General features: G+C 47.8%; 19 protein-coding genes. 12 read left to right on the top strand and 7 right to left on the bottom strand.

All coding sequences use genetic code 11. From position 1 onward, the window contains the following. Positions 1 to 18: 18 nt before the first annotated feature. From G451_RS0117320 to G451_RS30040, 10 genes are read left to right on the top strand one after another with little or no spacing between them, the layout of a single operon-like run. Complete coding sequence (locus G451_RS0117320) at positions 19 to 2,307, top strand: MMPL family transporter (protein ID WP_156921693.1); 2,289 nt, start codon at positions 19 to 21, stop codon at positions 2,305 to 2,307. Continuing rightward, a complete protein-coding gene (locus G451_RS0117315) occupies positions 2,304 to 2,900 on the top strand; it encodes a hypothetical protein (protein ID WP_027185249.1) in 597 nt (198 codons plus the stop codon). The genes G451_RS0117320 and G451_RS0117315 overlap by 4 nt, the downstream gene beginning before the upstream one ends. Further along, positions 2,897 to 3,283 carry an ApeI family dehydratase gene (locus G451_RS30070; RefSeq protein WP_034642631.1) on the top strand — a complete coding sequence of 129 codons (387 nt, stop codon included), beginning with the start codon at positions 2,897 to 2,899 and terminating at the stop codon, positions 3,281 to 3,283. Before G451_RS0117315 ends, G451_RS30070 begins: the two co-directional genes overlap by 4 nt. Next, complete coding sequence (locus G451_RS30065) at positions 3,280 to 3,747, top strand: acyl-CoA thioesterase (protein WP_034642629.1); 468 nt, start codon at positions 3,280 to 3,282, stop codon at positions 3,745 to 3,747. Before G451_RS30070 ends, G451_RS30065 begins: the two co-directional genes overlap by 4 nt. Continuing rightward, complete coding sequence (locus G451_RS30060) at positions 3,744 to 5,117, top strand: lipid biosynthesis B12-binding/radical SAM protein (RefSeq protein WP_051261619.1); 1,374 nt, start codon at positions 3,744 to 3,746, stop codon at positions 5,115 to 5,117. The genes G451_RS30065 and G451_RS30060 overlap by 4 nt, the downstream gene beginning before the upstream one ends. Beyond that, complete coding sequence (locus G451_RS33025) at positions 5,110 to 6,789, top strand: glycosyltransferase family 2 protein (protein ID WP_051261618.1); 1,680 nt, start codon at positions 5,110 to 5,112, stop codon at positions 6,787 to 6,789. The genes G451_RS30060 and G451_RS33025 overlap by 8 nt, the downstream gene beginning before the upstream one ends. Continuing rightward, positions 6,767 to 7,018 carry a phosphopantetheine-binding protein gene (locus tag G451_RS0117285; protein ID WP_027185248.1) on the top strand — a complete coding sequence of 84 codons (252 nt, stop codon included), beginning with the start codon at positions 6,767 to 6,769 and terminating at the stop codon, positions 7,016 to 7,018. The genes G451_RS33025 and G451_RS0117285 overlap by 23 nt, the downstream gene beginning before the upstream one ends. After that, positions 7,015 to 8,220 carry a beta-ketoacyl-[acyl-carrier-protein] synthase family protein gene (locus G451_RS0117280; protein ID WP_027185247.1) on the top strand — a complete coding sequence of 402 codons (1,206 nt, stop codon included), beginning with the start codon at positions 7,015 to 7,017 and terminating at the stop codon, positions 8,218 to 8,220. Before G451_RS0117285 ends, G451_RS0117280 begins: the two co-directional genes overlap by 4 nt. After that, positions 8,217 to 9,167, top strand: a complete 951-nt coding sequence (locus G451_RS33020) for a beta-ketoacyl synthase N-terminal-like domain-containing protein (protein WP_027185246.1) — start codon at positions 8,217 to 8,219, stop codon at positions 9,165 to 9,167. The genes G451_RS0117280 and G451_RS33020 overlap by 4 nt, the downstream gene beginning before the upstream one ends. Further along, positions 9,164 to 10,348 (top strand): AMP-binding protein, encoded by a 1,185-nt coding sequence (locus G451_RS30040; RefSeq protein WP_051261616.1) that lies wholly within the window; start codon positions 9,164 to 9,166, stop codon positions 10,346 to 10,348. Before G451_RS33020 ends, G451_RS30040 begins: the two co-directional genes overlap by 4 nt. Here G451_RS30040 and G451_RS30035 read toward each other — a convergent pair. Further along, the gene (locus G451_RS30035; protein WP_051261615.1) at positions 10,329 to 10,961 is read right to left on the bottom strand and encodes an acyloxyacyl hydrolase; all 633 of its coding nucleotides are present in this window, start codon (positions 10,959 to 10,961) and stop codon (positions 10,329 to 10,331) included. The two genes, G451_RS30040 and G451_RS30035, sit on opposite strands and share 20 nt — an antisense overlap. 30 nt (positions 10,962 to 10,991) lie before the next feature. Further along, on the bottom strand, positions 10,992 to 11,624 hold the full coding sequence (locus G451_RS0117260; RefSeq protein WP_027185245.1) for a hypothetical protein: 633 nt from the start codon (positions 11,622 to 11,624) through the stop codon (positions 10,992 to 10,994). Between the two features lie 1,030 nt (positions 11,625 to 12,654). Between G451_RS0117260 and G451_RS0117255 the strand changes: the two genes are divergently transcribed. Then, the gene (locus G451_RS0117255; protein WP_027185244.1) at positions 12,655 to 14,295 is read left to right on the top strand and encodes a U32 family peptidase; all 1,641 of its coding nucleotides are present in this window, start codon (positions 12,655 to 12,657) and stop codon (positions 14,293 to 14,295) included. Positions 14,296 to 14,660: 365 nt separating this feature from the next. Then, complete coding sequence (locus G451_RS34210) at positions 14,661 to 14,930, top strand: hypothetical protein (protein ID WP_156921691.1); 270 nt, start codon at positions 14,661 to 14,663, stop codon at positions 14,928 to 14,930. A gap of 1,980 nt (positions 14,931 to 16,910) precedes the next feature. Here G451_RS34210 and G451_RS0117225 read toward each other — a convergent pair. The 5 genes from G451_RS0117225 to G451_RS0117205 form a co-directional block, all read right to left on the bottom strand. Beyond that, on the bottom strand, positions 16,911 to 17,813 hold the full coding sequence (locus G451_RS0117225) for an arsenite methyltransferase (RefSeq protein WP_027185239.1): 903 nt from the start codon (positions 17,811 to 17,813) through the stop codon (positions 16,911 to 16,913). Positions 17,814 to 17,914: 101 nt separating this feature from the next. Continuing rightward, entirely contained in the window at positions 17,915 to 18,463 is a 549-nt protein-coding gene (gene sigZ / locus G451_RS0117220; RefSeq protein ID WP_027185238.1) for an RNA polymerase sigma factor SigZ, read from the bottom strand. 537 nt (positions 18,464 to 19,000) lie between these two features. Next, entirely contained in the window at positions 19,001 to 21,769 is a 2,769-nt protein-coding gene (locus G451_RS33015; RefSeq protein WP_051261614.1) for a PocR ligand-binding domain-containing protein, read from the bottom strand. Between the two features lie 231 nt (positions 21,770 to 22,000). Continuing rightward, positions 22,001 to 22,495 (bottom strand): IS1595 family transposase, encoded by a 495-nt coding sequence (locus G451_RS30025; RefSeq protein ID WP_051261613.1) that lies wholly within the window; start codon positions 22,493 to 22,495, stop codon positions 22,001 to 22,003. A 134-nt stretch (positions 22,496 to 22,629) separates the two neighbouring features. Then, on the bottom strand, positions 22,630 to 22,949 hold a 320-nt coding region (locus G451_RS0117205), incomplete at its 5' end, for an IS5 family transposase (RefSeq protein ID WP_027185237.1).

The following is a 22,949-nucleotide window of genomic DNA, read 5'->3' as shown; positions in this document are numbered from 1 at the left end:
TTTTTTGTGAGTGTGGTCATGCTGGCGATATCTATTTTGGTTGTCGCCCGAACGCCTCTTGAGCGTGATATCAGCATTATGCTGCCTCAAAATGAAAAGAACGATGTCAATGACATCGACTTGTTGACAATAGCTCCGTTTGCAAAAAAAATATTCATCACGCTGACAAGAGACGAGACGATTCCTCCTGCTCGGTTGACGCAGGCTGCCGATGCCTTGCAACAGGCTCTGCCGAAAACTCTTTTTCCGAATGTGCTTGTGGGACCGCCTATCGACATATCTCCGGCGATGTTTCAAGATATTTTTGTCTCATTTCCTTTGCTCTTCTCGGCCCAAGATGAAGCCGCCATATCGCGTCTGCTTACGCCTGAAGCTATTGAACATTCCCTGACCGAAGACAAACGAATCTTGCTCTCCACACCTGCTGGTCCGATAAAACGTCTGATCAGCCAAGATCCTTTGGGACTTCGAAGGATTTTGTTGAAAAAGTTTCGGTCTGCAATGCCTGCTGATTTCGTCGATTTGCGTTCCGGTCGGTTCATTACTGACGATCGTCTTCACCATCTCATTGTGGTCGACACAGTCGTCCCATTCACTGACCCTGAGGCTTCCCAACACCTGCTTGAAACTGTACAGCGCGTTATAGCTCAAACACTTCCCGCAGGTATAAGCGCCATGGTCACGGCAGGGCATCGCTATACGGAAGCCAACGACAACCGAATCCGGGAAGACCTCAGTACGGTTTTGCCTATCTCCGGCATTTTGCTTATCGGGTTGGCTGCCTTTTTCCTGCGCTCTCTGTCTGGCCTTCTTGTTTTGCTTATTCCGGCTGGAGCATTCATTTTTGCCGTGGCGGGCACAGTGGTTTTTCAAGGAGCGATATCCGGTATTGTCGTCGGCTTTGGGGCGGTTATTCTTGGCATCACCATGGATTACGGCCTGCATGTTTATTATGCGTTGGCTGATGCTCACGGCACCGACGGCGCGGTCCTCCTCTCGCGTCTGAGTCGACCTCTCGCCATGAGCTGTTTAACTTCCCTCGCAGCGTTCATTGGACTGGCGTTTTCCGACATGCCCGGTATCCGTCAATTGGCGGTCTTCTCGATGATCGGTCTTGCTACGGCTTTTGCAAGTTCTCTTGGTATTTTGCCTTTGTTGTTGCCAAAACGTCTTTCGATTCGACAACATCGAATATCTCTCCATCTTCCTTTCTCTTCTCATATACCGCGTACCGTTGTTGTCGCTGTCTTTATCGTAAGTCTCGCCGCAAGTGCCTTGGCTATTACACATCTGGAGACAGATGGTGACTTACGCAATCTCGGATATATTCCTCAGCAGCTCAAACTCGATGAACAGCGTTTTCATAAAATCTGGGGCGGAGCCCGTGATATGGCTCTCATTTTCTCACTCGGCAAAACCGCCGAAGAGGCTCTCGAGCATAACGAACATATTGCGAATCGATTTCATGCGCGCTTTCCTGACACTGAAATGGTCAGTTTGGCATCGATACTGCCGTCATCCCAAATTATGCAGGCCAATGTAACCCGATGGAACCAATTCTGGATCAAACATAACGAATCTGTTCAAAAACATTTGAGCACACAGGCTCAAGTACTCGGCTTCAGCGGCACAGCCTTTCAACCATTCGTTCATATGATTTCTACGCCGGCACAAGTCGAAGAAGAGGAACAATTCCTTCAAAGGTTGCCCGGTGGCCTGCGTGATCTCTTTTTTAAAACAGGCCCGACGTATACGGCTGCCATATCTCTCGTGCCGGACACCGCAGAAATTGCTGACTTTTTTTCGAATGAGTCGACCGAGGGGATACGTTTTCTTTCTCTGTCACAGTTTCGCCAATCTACGGCCAGGCTGATGGGAGAAACCCTTGTTCGGTTCGTTGGTTTCACTCTGGTGCTTGTACCAATTTTTGTCTTTCTTCTTTTTCGTAATCTTACCAGAACCGCAGCAGCTCTTTTTCCTGTTGTCGCCGGTCTTCTTGCCGTTTTGGGTTACCACGCCATCAGTGCCGCACCGGTAACGCTTTATACTATCGTGGCGGTTCCACTCATTCTTGGTCTTGGTGTTGATTACGGAATTTTCATGGTCAGCGAACTCGATGGAGCTATCAGTCCGATAGCGCGACAGGCTGTCATTGTCTCGGGTCTGAGCACCATTATCGGACTCGGAACGCTTGCCTTCTGTAGACATCCTGCTCTGTTGGGTATCGGGACGACTGTATTGATAGGAACACTCGGCGGACTTGTCGCGTCTCTTGTCATTTTGCCGGCATTGTGGAGGCAGGCATGACAAAACAGAGACCCAAAAGAATATGGCTGGTGTTCCTCCTGGTTGCGTTGAACCTCTTGGCAGCATGTACCAATCCGCCAGCTGTTAGCAATGATTTGACGCAATCCGCTCCTCCATTTGCTGTTCCCGATACGGCAAATGGTCATGATGTGACTTTATCCCATGCTGGCATTCTCACACTGGGGGATGCTTCTCTTGCGGTGCAGGGGATGGTCCAGACCGACGCTGACCGCCGGGCACTCCGAGCGTCTGTATTTACAGATTTTGGCATTCCTCTCTTTGATGCCCAAGTGAGCCCGACTGCCCATACGCTACGAGTACGCAACGGTGGTTTGCTCCGCGTAAAGGATTTTGCCGACACGGCTGCTTTGGTTCTGCGCTGCTTGTTTCTCGATGATGCCGTGCGTCGATGCGCCTCAGAGACCGTGCGGAACAATACCGTTCAATGCATATGCCGGCACACAGCCGAATCCGAGGCCATCCTTCGAATTGAAACTCAAGGGCCAGACGCCCCCATGCGCGTCGAAGGGCTCGGGAAACATGCATTTACTTTGCGTATTTCGCCATGTTCCTTACAGGGAGAAAAACAATGAGCCAGGAATATTTTGATGTTTGGCGCTTGGCCGTGACGCCTGTCTTCAGAGATGAGGGAATGCTACGGCAACGCTATCGCATGAATGGCGATCATCCTGTTTTCGCAGGCCATTTTCCGGGGTATCCGGTTTTACCCGGCATGATGCAACTCCTCTTTGTCTTCAATACGGCCGGAATAGATCAACAAATCTTAACGGGTTCGATTCATTTTGAAAAATGTAAATATCTCAAGATGATCCTGCCTGATGAAGTTTTTGAGGTTGCATGTCTCTGCACGACAACAGGCAACACAACAAAACTGGCAGCTTCACTGCACGTCGAGAACGAACTGGCATCTTCATTTCGAATTCAATTTTCTCCTACGACCTCAGCAATTCTATGAAAAAAAATTATTTTCGATTACAGCCCAATGCGCCTGCACCTTTGGAAATGACGATGACACGGCCGGTCAAATTTCATGAAGCCGATCCTCTCGGTATTGTGTGGCACGGCAACTATGTGGTTTATTTCGAAGAAGGCAGAGAGGCATTTGGGGCCAAATTCGGCATTAACTACCTTGATTTTCATAATCATGGTCTCACTGTGCCTATCCGCAGACTTGAAGTCGACTATCTTTGCCCACTCCGTTACGGCGACCATGTTACCGTTATGACTCGGTTGCATTGGTCGGACGCGGCCCGTCTTAATTTTGAATACCGCGTGACAAATCAGTCCGATCAATTGATTGCTACGGGTTGCACAGTGCAACTTTTCGTCGATCTTTCGGGAGAACTCGTCATGACGTTGCCCGATTTTCTGCTCGACTTTCAGACACGTTGGTATGACCTTCTTGCTTTAATGTCATGAACGTCCTGCTCTTTTCCATCAATACGGAAACAAGCCCCTACCCGGTTTATCCTCAAGGGGTTGCTCTTGTTGCCCAAAGCGCACGTCGTGCCGGACACACGGTCGAAATCTATGATTTTTGGCATCATGGCGATGGCGAAGAAGTGGAGACCCGACTTCGTACATTCTCTCCTGATGTTGTTGGCATTAGTATTCGAAATATTGATAATGTCGATATCTTTACGGCCCAAGCACATTGGACACTCGATCGCCTTCGAATGCTTGTTGAACGAATCAAAGCATGGTCTGGCGTGCCGATCGTGCTTGGTGGGGCTGGCTTTTCCCTTATGCCACAGTCTATTCTTGAATATTGTCGGGCCGATTGCGGTGTTGTCGGAGAAGGCGAAGACGCATTTGTCGACATATTGGACACTCTGAAACAAGGACAACGCGTGACCGGGCTTATACGTCGCGCCATTGATCTAAAAAAACCATTTCTTCCTGGCAAAGGCGAAAATGAAAGCCTCGCATTAACCTATTACGCCGAAACCGGCATCTATGGGATTCAGACGAAGAGAGGATGTCCATTTCACTGCATCTATTGCAGTTATCCAGGACTTGAAGGAGAAAATCTTCGATTCCGTGATCCTCAGGCCGTTGTTGATGAAATTGCGTATCTCAAAAACAAACACGGCATTGATACCTACTTTTTCACCGATTCGGTGTTCAATGATCCACACAACCAATTTCTCGAAATTGCAGAAGCATTGATCCGGAGCAATCTCTGTATCAACTGGAGCGCGTATTTCAGGCCTGGGAACATAACACAAGACGCTATAGATATACTTGTCCGATCAGGATTACGTTGTGTTGAGATTGGTGTCGATGGAACATGCGACGAGACACTGCATTCTTTGGCGAAAGGCTTCGATTATAGTCAGGTCTTCGCAATGAACGAATTTTTTTTCAAAGCCCGTATTCCGCAATCGATTTTCATTGTGTATGGCGGCCCAGGAGAAACACCGCAGACTATTGAACGTGGGCTTGTGCTGCAAGAACGCCTCAAGGGAAGCATGGTTTTGGGATTCCTTGGGTATCGCATCTTGCCGCAGACTGCGCTTCAAACGCTGGCTATCCACGAAGGCATGATTGAAAGGGACGATCCGCTCCTTGAACCCGTGTTTTATTTTTCTCGGCAACTCCACCGTAATGCCGTCCATGCTCGACTCATGAAGGCGTATGCCGGAAGACATGATCGCATCTATCCTCCACAAGAGGGCCAAGAGAGACTGGAGATTATGCGCCGATTCGGAATGCGCGGTTTTTTGTGGGACAAGAGAATTAAATTTGAATCGACAGCCTTAGCTGTGAAGGAGACTGCCTATGACTGAGCCATTCTCCTTGAATACGCTCCTTGTCGTCGTTCCGACATATAACCACACCGGGACACTTCCCGACGTGGTCAGACGCATCAAAGCCCAACACCCACATGTGCTCGTTGTGGACGACGGCAGCGATATTCCCGTGTCTGCCAATGATTTGAGCGATACAATCGATGTTATTCGCCATCCGGTCAATCAAGGAAAAGGGGCCGCGATGAAAACGGCTGCCAAAAGAGCACGACAGCGAGGGATGACGCATATCCTGACAATAGATGCCGATGGTCAGCATTTCCCCGAGGATATCCCTCGTTTCATCTCCGCCATGGAGCAACATCCGGAGAGTATCATTGTCGGGAGCAGAAATTTTAACGCCAAGAACATTCCTGGTTCCTCTCGATTCGGTCGTTGGTTTTCCAATCTTTGGTACCGCATTCAGACTTTGCATACGATTTCGGATATGCAAAGCGGATTTCGCGCATATCCCCTTACCGTATTCGAGAAGATACAAAGCACGGAGAATCGTTATTCTTTTGAAATCGAAATTTTGGTCAAAGCCACTTGGGCAGGGTTTCATATTGAAGAAATCGACATCCCGGTCTTTTACCCTGAACCGGACCAACGCATATCCCATTTTAAAGCCTTCTGGGATAATGCCCGAATCTCTTGGCTCAATACCCGATTAACGGTCTGGGCTATCCTCCGGCTTCCTGGTCTTTTGAGGAGGAGGCAAGAAAAGGTTACGCCCACCACGCGTCGTCCTTCTCGTTGGTCAAGCAAGAGTCTGGGATCGCGACTGCAACATCTTTTTTTCTATGCGGTTATCCGTCTTTTTGGTGTTCGACCAACTTATGTCGTTTTGGCTGTCATCACTGCGTACTACACGCTCTGGCCATCAATTCGCGCTCGATCAAAGGCCTATCTTGTACGGCGTTTTTCCAATCATTCCCGTATAGCACTTTTTGTCTACGCTTTTCGACTCCATTTCGAGTTCGGAAAGATCCTCGTGGATCGGGCTGCCATGGGAATACAAGGGCGCCATCACGTTGAGCTTGATGACAACGTTGAATCAACCATGCGTACTCTTTTGGCTCGTGGGCGGGGGCTCCTTGTTCTTACGGCCCATGTCGGTTGCTGGCAGACGGCGATGTCCGGGTTCGAGCTCATGAATACGCGCACGGCTATTTTGCTTCATCGTGATGCTGGGGACGTGGATCGACAGTATTTCGAACATACAGGGAAGAAAGCTCCTTTTCGTTTCATCGATCCTCTGGGGACTCTGGGTGGAGTGTTTGAAATCATGGAAGAGCTTCGTCACGGTGCCATTGTTGCCATGACGGCAGACCGTGTTCTCGGCAATGAGCGCAACGTCGTGTCAGTCGATTTGTTCGGAGAGCCTGTTCAGTATCCTTATAGTGCATTTTCCTTGGCTTCGGCGATGAACGCTCCTGTGATTGTTTTGTTTTCGGCACGCACCGGTCCTGAAGCCTCGCGACTGTGGATTGGCGATATCATCGAAGTCCCATCCGGTCTTGGCCGAGAAGCAGCACCCTATGTGCCGTATGTGCAACGGTTCGCTTCATGCATTGAGGTGTATGCGACGGCCAATCCTTTTCAATACTTTAATTTTGTCGACATCTGGTCGAATGATGAGAAACGCGATGGACATAAAGACACGGCTTAAAGAAATGCTTATTTCCGGACTCCATCTCACTGGAGTTTCGGTTGCTGACATTGATGACGACAGCCCGCTTTTTGGCGAAGGCCTTGGATTGGATTCTTTAGATGCCGTTGAGGTCGTTGTATTGGTGCAGCGAGAATTCCACTGTGAAATCAAGAATATGGAAGAGGGAAAAGAAGCGTTCGCATCGATTTCGGCCCTCGCTCGTTTTATCGAGGAACGCACGTCATGAGTCCACAGCCCATTCCTGTCATAACGGGCATGGGGTGTCTATGCGCTCAAGGATTTGATCTTAACGCATGCGTGAAAAAGCTTTTTGGTGAGCCAAATCTTCCACACAGTCTGTCCGTTCCCGGCGGTCCCACTCGGCCAAGCCCGGTATTTGCCGTTCCCGAATCCGTTCGCGCTTCATTCGTGACCGATTCCGACATGCGGTACAGCTCACTCTCAACGCTTTTCGCAAAGCACTCAGCTTGGGAAGCCCTGACAAATGCCGGCTTTCATCCAGAGGAACTTGCAGGTCGACGTATTGGAGTCAGTATCGGGACATCGGTTGGAGCGAGCGTTAATCTCATGTCGTTTTATCGAAATCAACGCGCCGGGCGCGATCCCGAACTGTTTGCTGTTCAGCGCTGGCTTGCCGTCAATCCCGCGTTATGGCTCGCGCGACATTTTGATGTGCACGGTCCTTGCCAGACTGTTGTCAACGCGTGTGCCTCTGGCACCGATGCCATTGGTTTGGGGGCTGCATGGATTCGTCAAGGATTGTGTGATGTGGTTCTTGCCGGAGGGACCGACGAACTCTCCGAATTCACCATGACCGGCTTTGGCCGGTTGCTCATTGTGGATGAGAACCCTGTAAAACCGTTTGATGCAGACCGACAGGGGCTCAATCTCGGAGAAGGGGCTGGTATGGTTGTTCTCGAATCTGAACAGCACGCAGCAATGCGAGGCGCACAGGCTCGGGCGATGGTACAGGCATATGCCACGGCCGGCGATGCATATCATCCGACAAAGCCCCACCCCGAAGGGAGGGGGCTGGCTGCCGCTCTCACACAGGCGGCAGACGCGGCCGATCTCAAAGTGACCAGTGCCGCATTTATCAATACGCATGGGACAGGGACCAAAGATAATGACGCCGTCGAATCGTGTGTCTATGGAAATCTGTGTCCTGACGTTCCTCTTTGTGCCACCAAAGGCTATACTGGACACACACTTGGAGCCGCCGGTGCCATAGAAGCGATTTTCACTGTTGTCAGTTTGGAGCAGGGCGCTCTTCCCGGAAACACGCGGTGCTCAACACCCGATCCCGCATTACCAGTCCATCCCGTGACGCACACGACATCCATTACCGGAAATTGGGCTATATCCACATCGCTTGCTTTTGGAGGTGTCAATTCCGTCCTGTTTCTGTCTTTGGGAGATGGAATATGAATATGGTTATTACCGGTCTTGGCGTTATGGGGTGGTTTGGTACAGATTCAGCTTCTTTGTGCCAAGCTGCTGGAGCGGATACCCCGATCCAAGAACCTGCTGTCGCGGACACCTCGATTTTAACGACGATTGCATCGCCTCGCGATCTACGGCGTATGGATCATTTCTCACAGCTTGCTTTGTGGGCTGCTCAACAAGCAATACGAGATGCAGGTGAAGACGTTTCCGCGAGAACTGGACTTGTCATGACAACAGGATACGGCCCACTCCATGCCACATTCGCCATGATGGATTCGATGATTGAGTATGGCCCCGACCTTGCTTCCCCATTGGCGTTTTCCCAATCGGTTCACAACATGCCGGCCGCAGGTCTGGCCAGACAATGTAACCTCGACGGGCCATGCATTACGCTTTGTCAATTTGAGACATCTATGGCTGCTGGTCTCCTCGTGGCCCATGATTGGTTGGCGTCCGGACTCGTTGATCGAGTTCTTCTCGGAGCCGTCGATGAGTACGCGCCACTGTTATCGGTTATCGCTGATCGTTTTGAACAGGAACAAAACGCGGCTCCAGCTATACAACGTTTTCGCGGTCCGCTTGCCGATACGGCATCGTTTTTCTGTCTGGTTCCTGAAGGCAACGTCCCCGGATATTGCCTGATTGACCAAATCGATTGCGGCAATGGAGCTTCTCCGACATGTGACGACGACGTCAATACAATCTTTTTTTCAGCTCAAGCAACAGAATCGAACGGCTTTTGCCTCGGCACGTCACCAACAGCCGTCGGTTTCGATCTCATTCTTGTTGCGCTGGCACTCCAAGGACAGTCCGTTCCCAACATCGATGGCAATATGCGGCAAACTCGTTTCGTGTGTGAAGACCAGCTTGGCGGGTACGGCTGCTGGCGAGCTCGCTCCTTGCCTCAATCCGTAAGAAAATCAATATGACAGGCGCGTTTCGATTTGAAAAAAAACATGTCATTGCTCTCATAGAGGACACCATTCGAATAAAGTACAGTCTTGATGAGAATGCTTCCTCAATAGAACCGAGCATGAACGTATGGCGACTCTTGCTTGACGATATGGCAACTTTTTTTCGGCTCAATACCGAAGCGCAAGCAGAGCTGCATCGATGTGGTGGAGTCGACGCGATGGCGGAATGTATCGTTCAGGCGTTGTCCGCTCATCCGGTAGGCATTCGTTTTGTGACATCGGGCAGTACGGGAACACCTGTCGCGGTTGATCATTCTTTACAGGCGATTTCGCAGGAAGTCCGTCAGCTTATTCCGTTGTTCCCCGGCGTCAAAAACGTCGTGGCCGTTGTTCCACGCTACCATCTTTACGGATTCATGTTTGCACTCGTCCTCCCTCAAGAACTCGCTATTGGAACGCGATGCCTTGCTCCTGTGCCTACAACCGATTTTTTTGAGATATTACGGCCAGGAGATGTTGTTGTTGGTTTTCCCTTATTTTGGAAGGCTGTGGCGCGTATTGGCCGCCGCTTTCCTGACTCTGTGACGGGGATAACGTCGACCGGCCCCTGTCCCGCAGACGTTATTTATGATCTTGAGGCCGCAGGGCTCCATCACATGAGAGAAGTCTTCGGTTCATCTGAGACCGGCGCTTTAGGAATGCGATCACATCCCGATGAGCCATTTGATCTTATGCCCCATTGGCAACGTGATCCTGAAAATGTATTTGGACTCATTCGTAATGTACCCGGTCAAGGTATACAGCGACTTCCTTTCCCTGATGACGTGCAGTGGAAAGATTCTCGTCGCTTTTTGCCTTTAGGACGAAAAGACAAAGCTGTTCAAGTCGCTGGTATCAACGTCTATCCGGAGCACATTGCGAGCATCATTGCTGAGCATCCACTCGTAAAACTGTGTACTGTCCGTCTCGACAGTTCCGGCTCCGAGCGCCTCAAAGCGTTTGTTGTCCCAGCTCATGGGAGCAGTCTCAGTCCAACCGATACCAACCGCTTGCGACAGGACTTGGCAAAAATTCTCAAGCCGGAGCAAATGCCACGATATATTGCAAGTGGACGCACATTGCCGATCAATGGCATGGGAAAAATCTGTAATTGGGAAAAAGCAACCGGGGAAGTTCTTAAAAATACATCCCTATAAGAAAAACGGTCGAATTAATGCCTCGGTTCTGCGGGTGAAGATTGGCATTAGAAATGTGTTGCAATCGTATGGCTCCAAAAAATCGATGTCCCGATTGTGTTTCAAAGTCTGACCCAATGCTCACTTGGGGACAAAAGTTTACTTTGAGGCCTTGGTTGTGCAGTTGAAAATCGGTGTAAATGCCACCAATACCCAATTCAGCATAGGGCATGACCGAATCTGATTGAAAAAACGGGGGGAAATATTGAGCAAACATGGACAAGGAAGCGAGAAAGCCCTTGTCTGCACCGCCCGCGCTCGCTTCTACTTTAAAGCGCAATCCATCGGGTGCCGGATGATGCCAGATGTTTTCATAATCGAACGTCGCGAATACAGTTCCCATTCCGAAATACAATGGTTCTGAAGAATTGAAAGCCGAACCGTAGCTCAGCGCCATGCCGTATCGGTTGGGGACGTGTTCTTCGGTTTGTGAAGCGAACTGGGTATTATCCGTTGCTTTCGACTGTTGTTGTTCTGCTTCTTGACCGGCAACAGCCACACCGCTCCAGAGCAGCCACATTAAAAACAAAACTATTTTGAGAGAACTCAAACCAAGCTTTCGGTTCCGAACCATAGATATTCGCTTCCCATCTTTGCGTTTCGTTTATATCGAAGTTCGACTACGCCAATCAGCCCAGAATAGCAATGTAAATGGAATAAATTCCGTTATGATTCTCTGTTTAAACGGCAATGTGCTCAATGAAATGGAGACTAGGCAGACAGCAGGAAGAAGTATTATTCTGGAAATCGGTATTGACTGCGAATACGTCATGAACCAGCCCTTGATACTATATTGTGCTGTTGCAAAGACAGAAGCAATAAATATGACACACAACATTCCAGTTACCTGAGTCTGCTCAAAGAAATGATTGAGCCAATATGGGCCCAACCAGAAAACAAACGCGACGATGACGAAATAACAATTAACGCCTGAAAAAACCCAATCTGCCGGACAAGAACGTTTCGTTTGAAGAACAAGAAGAGGGACTGCAAAAACTGCACATAACGTGAACAACACCCCCCAAGTCATTGTTGATTGTGGGGTGAAGAAATGAAAGACGGTTACAAAAATCGATAGCGGAACACTATAAAGAAATTTGATGAATCCATCAGAAAAAGGAGGTAGCAGGGCATTGTGTACACATCGAGTATAGGCAATATTACGTCGATGGAGTTTTTGCCAAGTATGTTTCCATACTTCTTTTACTTCTTCAGGCTGAAATTCTTCTGCTGACATATCTATCTCTTTTGTACTTTGCAAGGACAATTCATGACATCTCATTTATAGATATAAATCATGTATATTTTGCGGTTAAGATTTATGTTTGATGCACGTATATTATTATATTAACGAAATTACTTACATTTAATGATTATGAACACGTCACATGGTGGACGGTAACGTATGCAGATTTTTTACCCAAAAAAATACGGCGACAGTTGAGGGCTACTGAAACATTTATGCAGCTATTTAAAAGATCATAATACGATAAAACATTCATGCTTGGACAAAAGAACGTTCCTAGAAGCATTTTTCTATGGAGAGTGATTAAATCCACTATTTCTCTAGGACGTTAGAAATATGGTGGAAAGAGAGCTGGCCTAATTTGAACCAGAAGATTCCACCAGATTTTGTCGGTCCATGGTCTCCAAATGATTTTAGTGGAAGTTACATTATGATTAAGATTAAATAAATGAGCCAATGTCAGAGAATTATGGGGTTAACATCGAGACAGAAGGAAGGGGATTGCTAGAAGACGTTTTTTCGCGTTGTCAGTATTTCCGGCTTGACGTATCGTGTGGACGTTCGGGCTGATCCTTTGCCGGGTGTAGCAACCTGTTGTCTTAATCATCATGAAAGCGGTTTAGAGATCAGTCTGAACAAATAACACTTTCTGCTTTAATCGTATTACATGTTGCACGAAAAGCCGTTTGTTTCGATCAATAGGCCCAGCCTATGGGAAAGTCCGCGCTATTTCTTGTATAATGTTCCTGCCGCGTAATGGTCCTTATGTAATCTTTACACTTTTTATATTTTATCATGTTATATCTTGGTATGTTAGGCCAGGGTGTAGAAGTGTTTGTCAGGTGAAATGCATCTCGAATATCGTGTTAGTGTAAATTTTATCTCTCGGTCGATGGCTGCACTCGATCATGTTCTGTTGCAAATCGTCATCCGCCGCGAAGGCGGGAACCCCATCTGGTGAACGCCCTTACATGAAAAACGTGTTCTAAAACGAATAGAACGAAAGCATTGGAAGAAAAGCATGCATCGAAGTGAGCTTCTTGTCCCTGCGGGGTCTTTAGAAAAATTGAAGGTTGCCCTTCTTTATGGCGCAGATGCCATTTATATGGGCACGCCGGATATGTCTTTGCGCACACGCTCGCAATTCTCGTTAGAGCAGGTGATTGAAGGCGTGCGCCTTGTTCATGCACATGGGAAAAAAGCGTATTTAACGCTGAATCTTTTTTCGCATAATCGCGATATTGAAAAGCTGCCGCTTTTTATTGAAACGATCCGGAAGGTTCGGCCTGATGGTGTGATCATTGCGGACCCGGGTGTGTTTCAGTTTGTTAAAGAAAATGCCCCCGATCTGGAAATCCATATATCAACGCAGGCGAATGTTTGTTCCTATCTGTCGGTAGATTTCTGGAAAAAGATGGGGGCGGATCTCGTCGTTCTGGCTCGCGAGGTTTCTTTTCATGAACTTACCGAAATCAGAACGCGTTGCCCCGATGTGAAGCTTGAAGTTTTTATCCATGGCGCGATGTGTATGACCTATTCTGGACGTTGCCTTCTATCCAATTTTTTGGCGCAGCGTGGCGCGAACCAAGGGAATTGTACGAATTCCTGTCGGTGGCAATATAAAATGCACGTGGCGTTACCGGATGGCACCCTGGAAGAACTGACCTTGACGGATGAGAATAAGGACCTTTTTCGATTTTTCTTGGAAGAAAAAGAACGGCCTGGCGAATTTTTTCCGATTGAAGAGGATGAAAAAGGGGCCTACATCCTCAATAGCAAAGATTTGTGTTTGATGCCGCATTTGGAGGCCATTTTACAAAACAAGATCGATTCTTTGAAGATCGAAGGACGGAACCGCAGCGCCTATTACGTGGCCGTGACAACGCGAGCCTATCGTCAGGCGATTGATGCATTTTATAAAGATCCCGATCATTGGTCCCCCGATCCCTATATGCAAGAATTGCGCACTATCCCAGTCCGGGGGTATACGCACGCGTTTCATGAAGGGCGTTTGACCCATCATGCGCACGATTATGAAGGAACGAACACGCTTGCTGCGTATGAATTCGCCGGTTTGATTACCGAGGTTACGGATGATGCCTTTTATTTGGATGTGAAAAATCGCATTCTCTCGGGTGATGTTCTGGAGTTTATCGCGCCTAGTGTGCGCACGCCAATGCGGCTGCGCATTTATCAGTTTGAAGATGTTCGCAACGACAAAACTTATGAAGATGCTATTCACGCGGGGGAAAAACCCCTTTTGAAAATACCTTTTGCGTGGCTGCATGAGGAGGATCCTGCGCGATTAGCCAAAGATTTCCCGCCCTATACCATCGTGCGGAAACGCCGCATGCTCTCGGATCAAGAGCAACAACGACTAAAAATGGACCTCACCGCCCAAGCGGTAGAAATGGGGCAAGCGCCCGAAGCCGCGTATCAAAAAAGGCTTACCCATTACAAACGAACGCAAAAAGAGGCGCCTCCTGTCTCCAAGGGGAAAGGCCCCGCGCTTGGCCGTGATGGCTGTTGTGGGTGCGGGTGCAATGGGTGCCTTCATTTCTGGCATGATCCAGCTTTTGAACAAGCCCGCGCAAAATTGCGTGAAAAGAAACCGGGAGAGCTTTTGACCAAGCAAGAATATAGAGGGGGACTCTCTGGATAACGTGCAATGGTAGAAAAGGGCAAGAGCCCATTCAGTTTTACAGCGTGAGTTCATGAGGTCACTTAATAAAAGCATCTTCAGCAAAAAGAATTCCTTCCACACATCGCGAACACACTCAGAATCTCTTTAACTCGATTGCCCGCTTTCGTTCGGTTGGTTTGGTGAGTTTACTTCAATCCAAGCCTCTCAAATGCGTCACTGAGCAAAATTGAACGCCGGATTTATACGGATTTCGTGTCGCTCCCGCATGCAATCAGATGGAGACACCCACCCCCAAGCATTTTTTAAGGGAAAGCCGTGTGACCTTTTAAGGAAAACTTGCATAGACCATTCAAAAGTCACCAATAAAACACGGAGGTCCCATCATGAAAAAAACAATCGCTTGCGCCACCTTGTGCGCCATGATCGGCATTATGTCTCTCCCCCTGGAGAGCATAGCCGCCAAGTCATTCAACATGAACGATATCCCCCAAATCGCCACCTCGAACACTGGACAACTCCCGTTGCTCCTCGCACATGGCGGTTTTGGAAATGGCTCGGGCGGAGGCGGCTACGGACCAGGTGACGGGACAGGCACTGGAGATGGGCCCCATGATGGAACCGGAAATGGCCCTGGCGACTGCACAACGAGCTAAATATCTATGCTGCCTCATACCCGCAGAGAGGCCAACTCTGGAAGAGCCGGGACCTCAAATGTCCCGGCTCTTCCTTGATTTTAATTGGTTAGAGTGGAGATGGCTCCCTTTTGGGGAGGCGCGCAGAATCCTTATCGTAACTATAATAGCTAGCCCCCTGGTGTCATCTCAGGTCAGAGAAAGATAAACAGAAAGTATTTTTCGCAGCCCCTCTTCGTCAATGATCATTTAAGAGTAATTCCCGGGCTGTCAGCAATATCAGAGACACTTCTTCCTGCTTCAACCAATATCACGGCATTATACTTAAATTCCGTATCATATTTTCTGTAAGAGTTGCTCATCCTCGTTTCCTCTTTGCTTGCCAGGATGGTGGCTTCACTTCGTGTCCACTACTTTGTAGCAGGAGCAGGCGTCGTGCTGCCGAGCAGTATCGTAACATCGGGTGTGGAGTCGTACTTGATTGTCAGCGGGAGGCAGTTTTTTCTGATCCAGTTCGTCGGTGCCTCGTTCCATGTAATGGCTTAGGACGTAGGAGAGTTCATTTTGTTGTTTGCCATCGTATTTATTGAGGATTTGGTTTTTTTTGAATATTGTAGTAAACGCAATGGAGTACGCTGGATTGTATTTACTATGTCTTGTATCGTGATTTCTGATGTATTTGTCATGTATTTATCAGGTTTTTATGTATCTAGATGATGATGTTTCGTTTCGTGTAAGACGAACTGTTATAAAGGTGTTTTTATCATGTTGATATGAAGCTTATGTTTGTGCGCTTGATTTCTTTTGATAAAAAAATAATTCTTTACTTTGATTTTTTATGATTGACTATTACACATCGTTTTTTTGTGATGTTATTCATAAAAGTAGCTTATTGTAGTTGACATATCTGTCTTTTGTGTACATATAAATTGTAGTTGGCGTTGTCATTGTGATGTGAAGCGGAGAATATGGAGGCAAGAGAACCATGTCTAATAATATTCACTCCCTCATCAGCCGGGAAGAAATGGATTTCCTTCTTTCGGGAGAGTTCAAGCCAAAGGGTAAAAAAGTCGTTGCAACCTCTCTCCTCACGAAAAGTACGAGTCGCACTCGTCCCTCTCGTTCCTCTCGTTCCTCTCGTCCCTCTCCAAACGTGCTCAGTTCTCTTGAAGTGCAATTCCTTCTGAGCGATTTCGATGTATTTGTAAAAAAAGCCTACAAAGACATTTCTCGACACAGCTAGAAGGTTCTGTTGGAAATAGGAAGGCACTTCCGCTCAGGAAGCATCCTCCCATTTTTGAGTCAACTTGGGCAACCAAGTCGATACGCTCTTTATGGATTTGACCTTTCTTCTGCTTCCTTCACCTACTTTTTTGTATCCAGTGCAACGCCTTTTTGTGTTGAGCTTGATTCTTTTGTTTGGTGGAAATCTCGTGCATTCGCATAAACCGGAAATGGCCCCGGCGACTGCACAGCAAACTCAATATCTGTGCCACTTTTATCCGCAGAGAGGTTGATTCAGGAAAAGTTGAGATTTCAAATCTCTCGGCTTTTCTTTGACTTGAATTGTTCAAGAAGGAGATTCCACAAGGCTGGAGCTTTCTTTGGGAAGGCACGCAGATCACCTATAATAGCCAGCCTCCTGGTGTCTTTTGGGGCCAAAGGAGCGGTCAAAAATATGGTTCCGGTTACTGGAGGGCAACGTCACGCTTGACATTAAGCCTCGGTGGATTGGTGTGGAGTTTGTGGGGAAGTTTACGAAGTCGCTTTCTTTGAGGTCGGGGGAGGCTCTTGAAGAAGGGGGCAACAATCGTCGCCCGCACAAGGCGTTTAACGGCAGAAAGCCGATGGAGATATATCAGAAAGGCCCCAAGCCAGAGAGGGAGCGCCCTCTCTGACTTGGGGCCACAAGGCGGCATAGCCTATGAAACTGTTCACCTTAATTTGTCGCTGAGTGGTCTGATAAAGTGAACCCGCCTGGATATCCTCCACCTTGCCCGGTTATGCCCTGGGTTTAATTGCCTCAATTGTCGCTGAGACAACATAATCCGCAGTTTTGCTGCCGGGCACCCATTCGCGTATAAACTCACGGCTTTCATCCTTGGGCGAAATGCGGATATCGCCGAACCCCGCCTCGGATAGATAGGATTCAATATCCGGAAGCGAACTGGCACCGGCCATGCAACCTGTGTAGAGGGACAAGTCGTTTTGAAGTTCTTCCGGCAACGCCGCCGTGAGAACAATGTCGGAAACTGCGATACGACCGCCTGGTTTCAAGACACGAAATGCCTCCGAGTAAACCTTCCACTTTTCAGGCGACAGGTTGATTACGCAATTCGAGATGATGACATCCACATTGTTATCCGCCACAGGAAGGTTCTCGATTTCACCAAGGCGGAACTCCACATTTTTTACGCCGGTTTTTTCGGCATTTAACTTGGCCTTGGCAATCATTTCGGGTGTCATGTCCACCCCGATCACCAGCCCCCTAGCGCCAGTGGTCTTTGCTGCCAGAAAACAGTCCATTCCTGCACCGCTTCCAAGATCGAGAACCGTCTCGCCCTGTTTAATTGAGGCAATGGCTTGAGGATTACCGCAACCAAGACCGAGGTTTGCGCCTTCTGGCAGGGATGCCAGCTCGTCTGACGAATAGCCAAGTGCTTTTGATGTTTTATCTGGCGATAGCGCCGGTCCGCTGCAGCACCCCCCTTGGGCGCTGCTGATGTCACTTGATGGTGTGGCCCCGCAACCACAAGCGTTTTCGTCGACCACCTCTGCCTCGGCATCTGCTACGCAACAGGCTTCGGCGTCTTTCGGGACCGGCCCCCCACAGCAGCCCTCTGCTGTCTTGCCATAGTGGTTACGTACTGCATCGCGGATTTCGTCGTTATTGAGTTGTTTCATGATTATCTCCTTTCGTGATGAGAGTTGGCGCGGAACCATTTCCGCTTCCTACTCAGGTAGACGGAGACATCACGAAAAGGACGCAAAATCAGAGAGAAATTTTAACAGAACTTGCAATCGCCGTTTTCTTTGATGTAATCAACTATTTGATTTTTTGTGTTAATTTCTACTTTACAGCAGTCGTGAAACATGTCTTTCAACAGCGCTCTTCCGCGCTGTACTCTCGACTTTGCCCCGGAAAGGGAAATGTTCTCAATTTCCGCGACCTCTTTTTGGGTTCTTCCTTCGATCTCAGAAAGCTGAACTGCGTGGCGGTATTTTTTCGGTAGCTGCTGAATCATCGGAGCAAGACACAACGATAATTCCTGCCTGTTCGTTTCCTCCTTGCCAACTTGCGGTTGTTCAAGCCACACCGGTAACTCTTCCAGCGGCTTGTGAGAGCGATAGAAATCAATAATGGCATTCCTTGTTATTTGATAAAGCCAGCTTTCAAGCCTACTCCTGTTTTCAAGGGTGCCGATCCGCGAATGAACCCGAACAAAGATATCCTGAAGAATATCTTCGGCTGCAACCTTATCGTTGACCCGCTTTCGTATAAAAGCGAGCAGGTTAGCGTGGTATTTTTTCCATACTTCTTCAGTTGTGTTCATGCTATCTCATCATACGGTATCAGTAGGTCATGAGCCTCGCAGCCCCATTCCCTTTTAAAAGTGGTACGTGCCAGTTCCCCATCAGTACCGCTCAAGCATTTCAAAGGCAAACCTTGCTGAGCGGTCCAGCTGCTTAACCTCTTATGGTGTCACACGTGCTCTAAATTCGCGAGCAGACATGGCTGACAATAATTTGCTATCCTTTCTGTTCCTGTATTTTCATAAGTACTTTGCGAATTCTGGTATATAAGGATTAGCTGCCGCAGGGACTTTTATATGTCTCCTGATTCCTATAGCGCATATTCTCACGACCTGGCAGATTTTTTCTACGTTTTTCCTGGCCTTGGCTTTAACGGCAAGAATATGTTTCTGGCATGACAGCCCACTTTCTTGTAGCAGGATCAGGTTGTTCCGAGCGGTGGGAAGTGGTGGAAATGAGAATATCGCTTTCAGCGGAAAACGAGGCGTGATTTTTGGGGGGGGGCGAAGTGTATCCCTGAGTCGCATGGCTTTCGCGAAGAGCGTGTCCAGAAGATCCTAAGGCAGCCCCGTGGGCAATTCAATGATGAACTCACTGCCTTTTCCTTCCTCGGATTTGACTTTGATGTGGCCTTGATAGTGTGTAACGATCTCCTTGCAGATGGCCAACCCTAGGCCGGTTCCTTCGGTCTTGTTGTCTTGGGTGTCCCTTTTGGATACTTGGTGGAATTTATCGAAAATTTTGCTTTGTTCTTGAAGAGGGATGCCCTCGCCGGTATCGGACACTCTGAATTGAATCATGCCATTGGGCGTGACGCTGCCAGACAGCGTCACGCTTCCTTGGTGGGTAAACTTGGCCGCGTTGCTCAGCAGATTAATAATTACCTGTTCGATACGATCCGAGTCAACGCGCATGGCGGGCAAGGTTGGTGGGAAATTCTTCACTAACGTAATTTCCGACTTATGAACGAACAGGCCTTTGGCAGAATTGACAGCCTGATGTATGATCTCAACAGGGTTTATAACTCGGTCGTGCCATTCGAGACGGCCTGATTCTATTTTGGTCAGATCCAGGAAGTCATTAATCATCCTGGTCAATCTTTTCCCTTCGTACTGGATTATCTCCAGGTTACTTTGGATGCGCTTACCTTTTTTTTCTAAATGTTTTATATCGTTGGATATGGGGAGAAAGTGCTTAGAGAATTCTTTGTGGATGAGTTTTGCAAAACCAAGGACAGAGGTCACGGGGGTACGAAGTTCATGCGAGACAGATGTAAGAAGTGCTGACTTCAACTTGTCAAGAGCCAAAAGTTCTCTATTGGCCGTTTCCAGTTCCTTGGTTTTGGTCAACAAATCTTGCGTACGGGTGTCTACTAAACCTTGCAAGTTGCGGTTCATTTCTTCCAGTTTCTTTTCGGTTTCTTTACGTTGGGTGATGTCCAGAAATGTTCCGATGATGCCTGCTGTGCGTCCAGCCTCGTCGAGAAATACATTTTTGCTGAAGATCACGTCGCGGACAACGCCGTTCTTGGTCGTGACTTTGGCTTCGTAAACTTGAGGAGTCGGGGTGCGTAGAATTTCAAGATCCTTCTCATGGTAGATTCTAGCCTGTTCGCATGGCCAAAGTTCATGAACGGTTTTTCCTCGAATGTCCTCAGCTGATACGCCCATGAAATCTGTGAAGGCTTGATTGCAATCCAGGTATCGTCCTTTGGTGTCTTTGGAAAAAACTGAGATAGGAATGGCTTTGAGCAATGCCTCCGTGTAAGCCAACTGTCGTTGCAACTGACGATTTGTTTTGGCCTGTTCTTGCTCGGCTTGTTTGAGCTGCGTAATGTCCTGATGAGTTCCGGCCATACGAATGGGCTTCCTGTTATTGTCCCATTCGAAGACTTTCCCTTGATCCAACACCCATACCCAGTGGCCTTCCTTATGCCGCATCCTCATCTCGCAGCGATAGAATTTCGTTTCACCCTGAAAGTGTTTTTGGAGCAATGCCTCTGCGTCCTTCAAGTCCTCAGGGTGACAAAGCGATGTCCACGTTTGGATTGAAAGAGGCTGAAGATCCTTTAAGGTATATCCCACCATGCTGGCCCATTCTTCATTGAGAAATACTTTGCCGGTCTGCACCCGCCAATCCCATAGTCCGACCCGTGTGCCCTTTACAGCGAGCGAGAGGCGTTCCTGGCTTTGGCGCAACTGCTCAAAAAGAGCGTCTTTTTCGTTCATAGAGCAGGTGAGCTTTATATTGCCATAGCTTAAAGATGCTATCATCTCAGCCAATTGAGAGTAGAAGCGCATCATGGTGTTTATGGTGTCGCGACGCCATCGAGGTAAACGATCTAAAGCAGCCAGGTATTCATACTCATCGAATCCATATTTTTGAGCTTGTTGGCGAAAAAATTCTCTGTCAATTTCTTCATCATCAAATAAAAATTGGCCCATGAAAAGGTTGCCGACATGCTTTCCGCCAACAATAAGAGGAGTTGCAATGTCCCACATATTGTTTTTGCATCGATAAAGTTTGTAGTCTCCTGGGAGGATACCTTTGGAAAGTTCAACATCACTTTCACGACAGTATTTTGCTGTTTCTGGATGGACTCTGTGGAAGCGTGTGCATATGTCTTGCCATCCTGAGGCAATAAGAACTGTGCCTTTTAGATCAAGCAGAGCAAAGACCATACCTGTTATTTTGTGAAAATTATCCATCATGGCTTGCAATGCATCAATATCTATGAAGTCGGAAATTTCTAAATTGGCATGACCACCTTCTCGTTCAAGAACAGTTTTAGGGTCGCCATGAAGACGAGCTTCGTTCTCAAGCAAGGTTGTTTCTACGCGTTTGCGTGTGGTAATGTCGGTGATCGCCATCAGGACCTGATGTATCTCCCCAGTTTTTTCCTGCACAGGCTGCGCACTGATAGTAAACCATCTCCGATTTGCCGGATTATAGTAGTCAGTGTGTCCAATTTTTCCTGCGTTGAAGCTCTCTATGGCTGGACATTGAGGGCATGTGGTATCTCTATTACGATATACCTTATGGCATAGTTCCCCTATTTGGTCTTGATATGGAAAGAGTTGTGACATCTTGTCGTTGGTCCAGATCACTACCATGTCACGGTTGATGAGATATAAACCAATGCCGAGCGGAGATAGAAATTTGTTCAATTTGTTTTGTGCATAAAAATTTGTACAGCTCACTTCATTTACAAGTTCATTAGTTAACTTATTTGACGGGTTTATCTCTTCATTGAGTTTTGCAATTTCTTCCCGAGCTGCACATAACTCCGTGATGAGTTCTTGCTTGCTTTTGTCTTTGTCTCGCATGCTATTGCTCCATGGCGTGGTGCTGGAATTGAATATAAGAGGCAAGTTTTTGGGAGATCACTATGGATGGCCCCGTTGCATAGAAAGAAGCACCTCGCAAGACCTTTTCTCTACGAGAATCGACTGTATCCAAAACACTTCTGAAATCCAATTCTTAAATTTGAGAGTAATGCGAGAGTTAAGTCTTAGTGATATAGAATGCCGAAAAGCGGCGGAAAGGAGACTTAGCAATCAACAATGTATTTTGACAAGGATCTGTCCCCTATTTGTGTTGAATTTACCCCAGAGCCATTGTGAAGATCCGGATTGGAGACAACTGGTCTCCAATTCGCTCAAGCATTCGTCTCCAAGCCAAGGTAGTTGGGTAAGTTTGGTTGCAACGCCCTTAAATCGTGTCATCCAGGTCTTGAGTCGGCTGTCGTAGGTGTTGACATGCTGGACATGAAAAACCCGCTCTTTGACATAGCCGTGCTTGGCGAAACGCACTGACTCATGCGGAATTTTGTAATCTTTCGCGACCGAACTGTAGACATGAGCACCATCTGTGCATAGCAGGCTTTCATCGGAAAGCAGCTGCGGCAAAATGACGCCAATGGTAGATTGGTCTACGCTTTCAAGCACTTGATCAAAGTGGTTTCCGCGTCCGTCCTCGACGACCAGGACAGGAATTTGCTCTTTGGAGAGTCCACGTTTTTTGGCTTTGCTGCCTTGAACCCCTAGCGCCAAATATCCGTGGATTGACAATAAGGGCAGACGGTAAAGCGTCTGCCATGATCGTTAGCCACATCAAGAACGCCATCAGAAGCACTTGCATCTTGCAGAGTCTGAATTGCAAACCGGCGCTGACTTAGGCAGTGTCGTCACGAGATTGTTAGCCACCAAAAGAGACAGCGAATCTGAACAGCCGCGAGAAATGAAGTTGTCATTTTTGCGTAACGTGTAGCTATCCCTCTCCATTGCTTGATGTATAAAAATGCGTTTTCAACAAGATGACGTAACTTATAAATATACTTATCATACTTTCGCTGTTCTTTACGGTTTCTCCTCGGAGGAATAACAGGTGTCATATTTCTTCTTAATGCTTCATCAACAATTTTTTGCGTGTCGTATCCCTTGTCCGCAATAAGAAATAAAGCGTTTATTCCTTGAATGAGCGAGAGAGCTTTTGAGCAATCAGCTT

Source organism: Desulfovibrio inopinatus DSM 10711, assembly GCF_000429305.1.
Taxonomy (GTDB): Bacteria; Desulfobacterota; Desulfovibrionia; order Desulfovibrionales; family Desulfovibrionaceae; genus Alteridesulfovibrio; species Alteridesulfovibrio inopinatus.
Note: the sequence above shows the minus strand (reverse complement) of the source record. Positions and strands in the feature narration are given on the sequence as shown.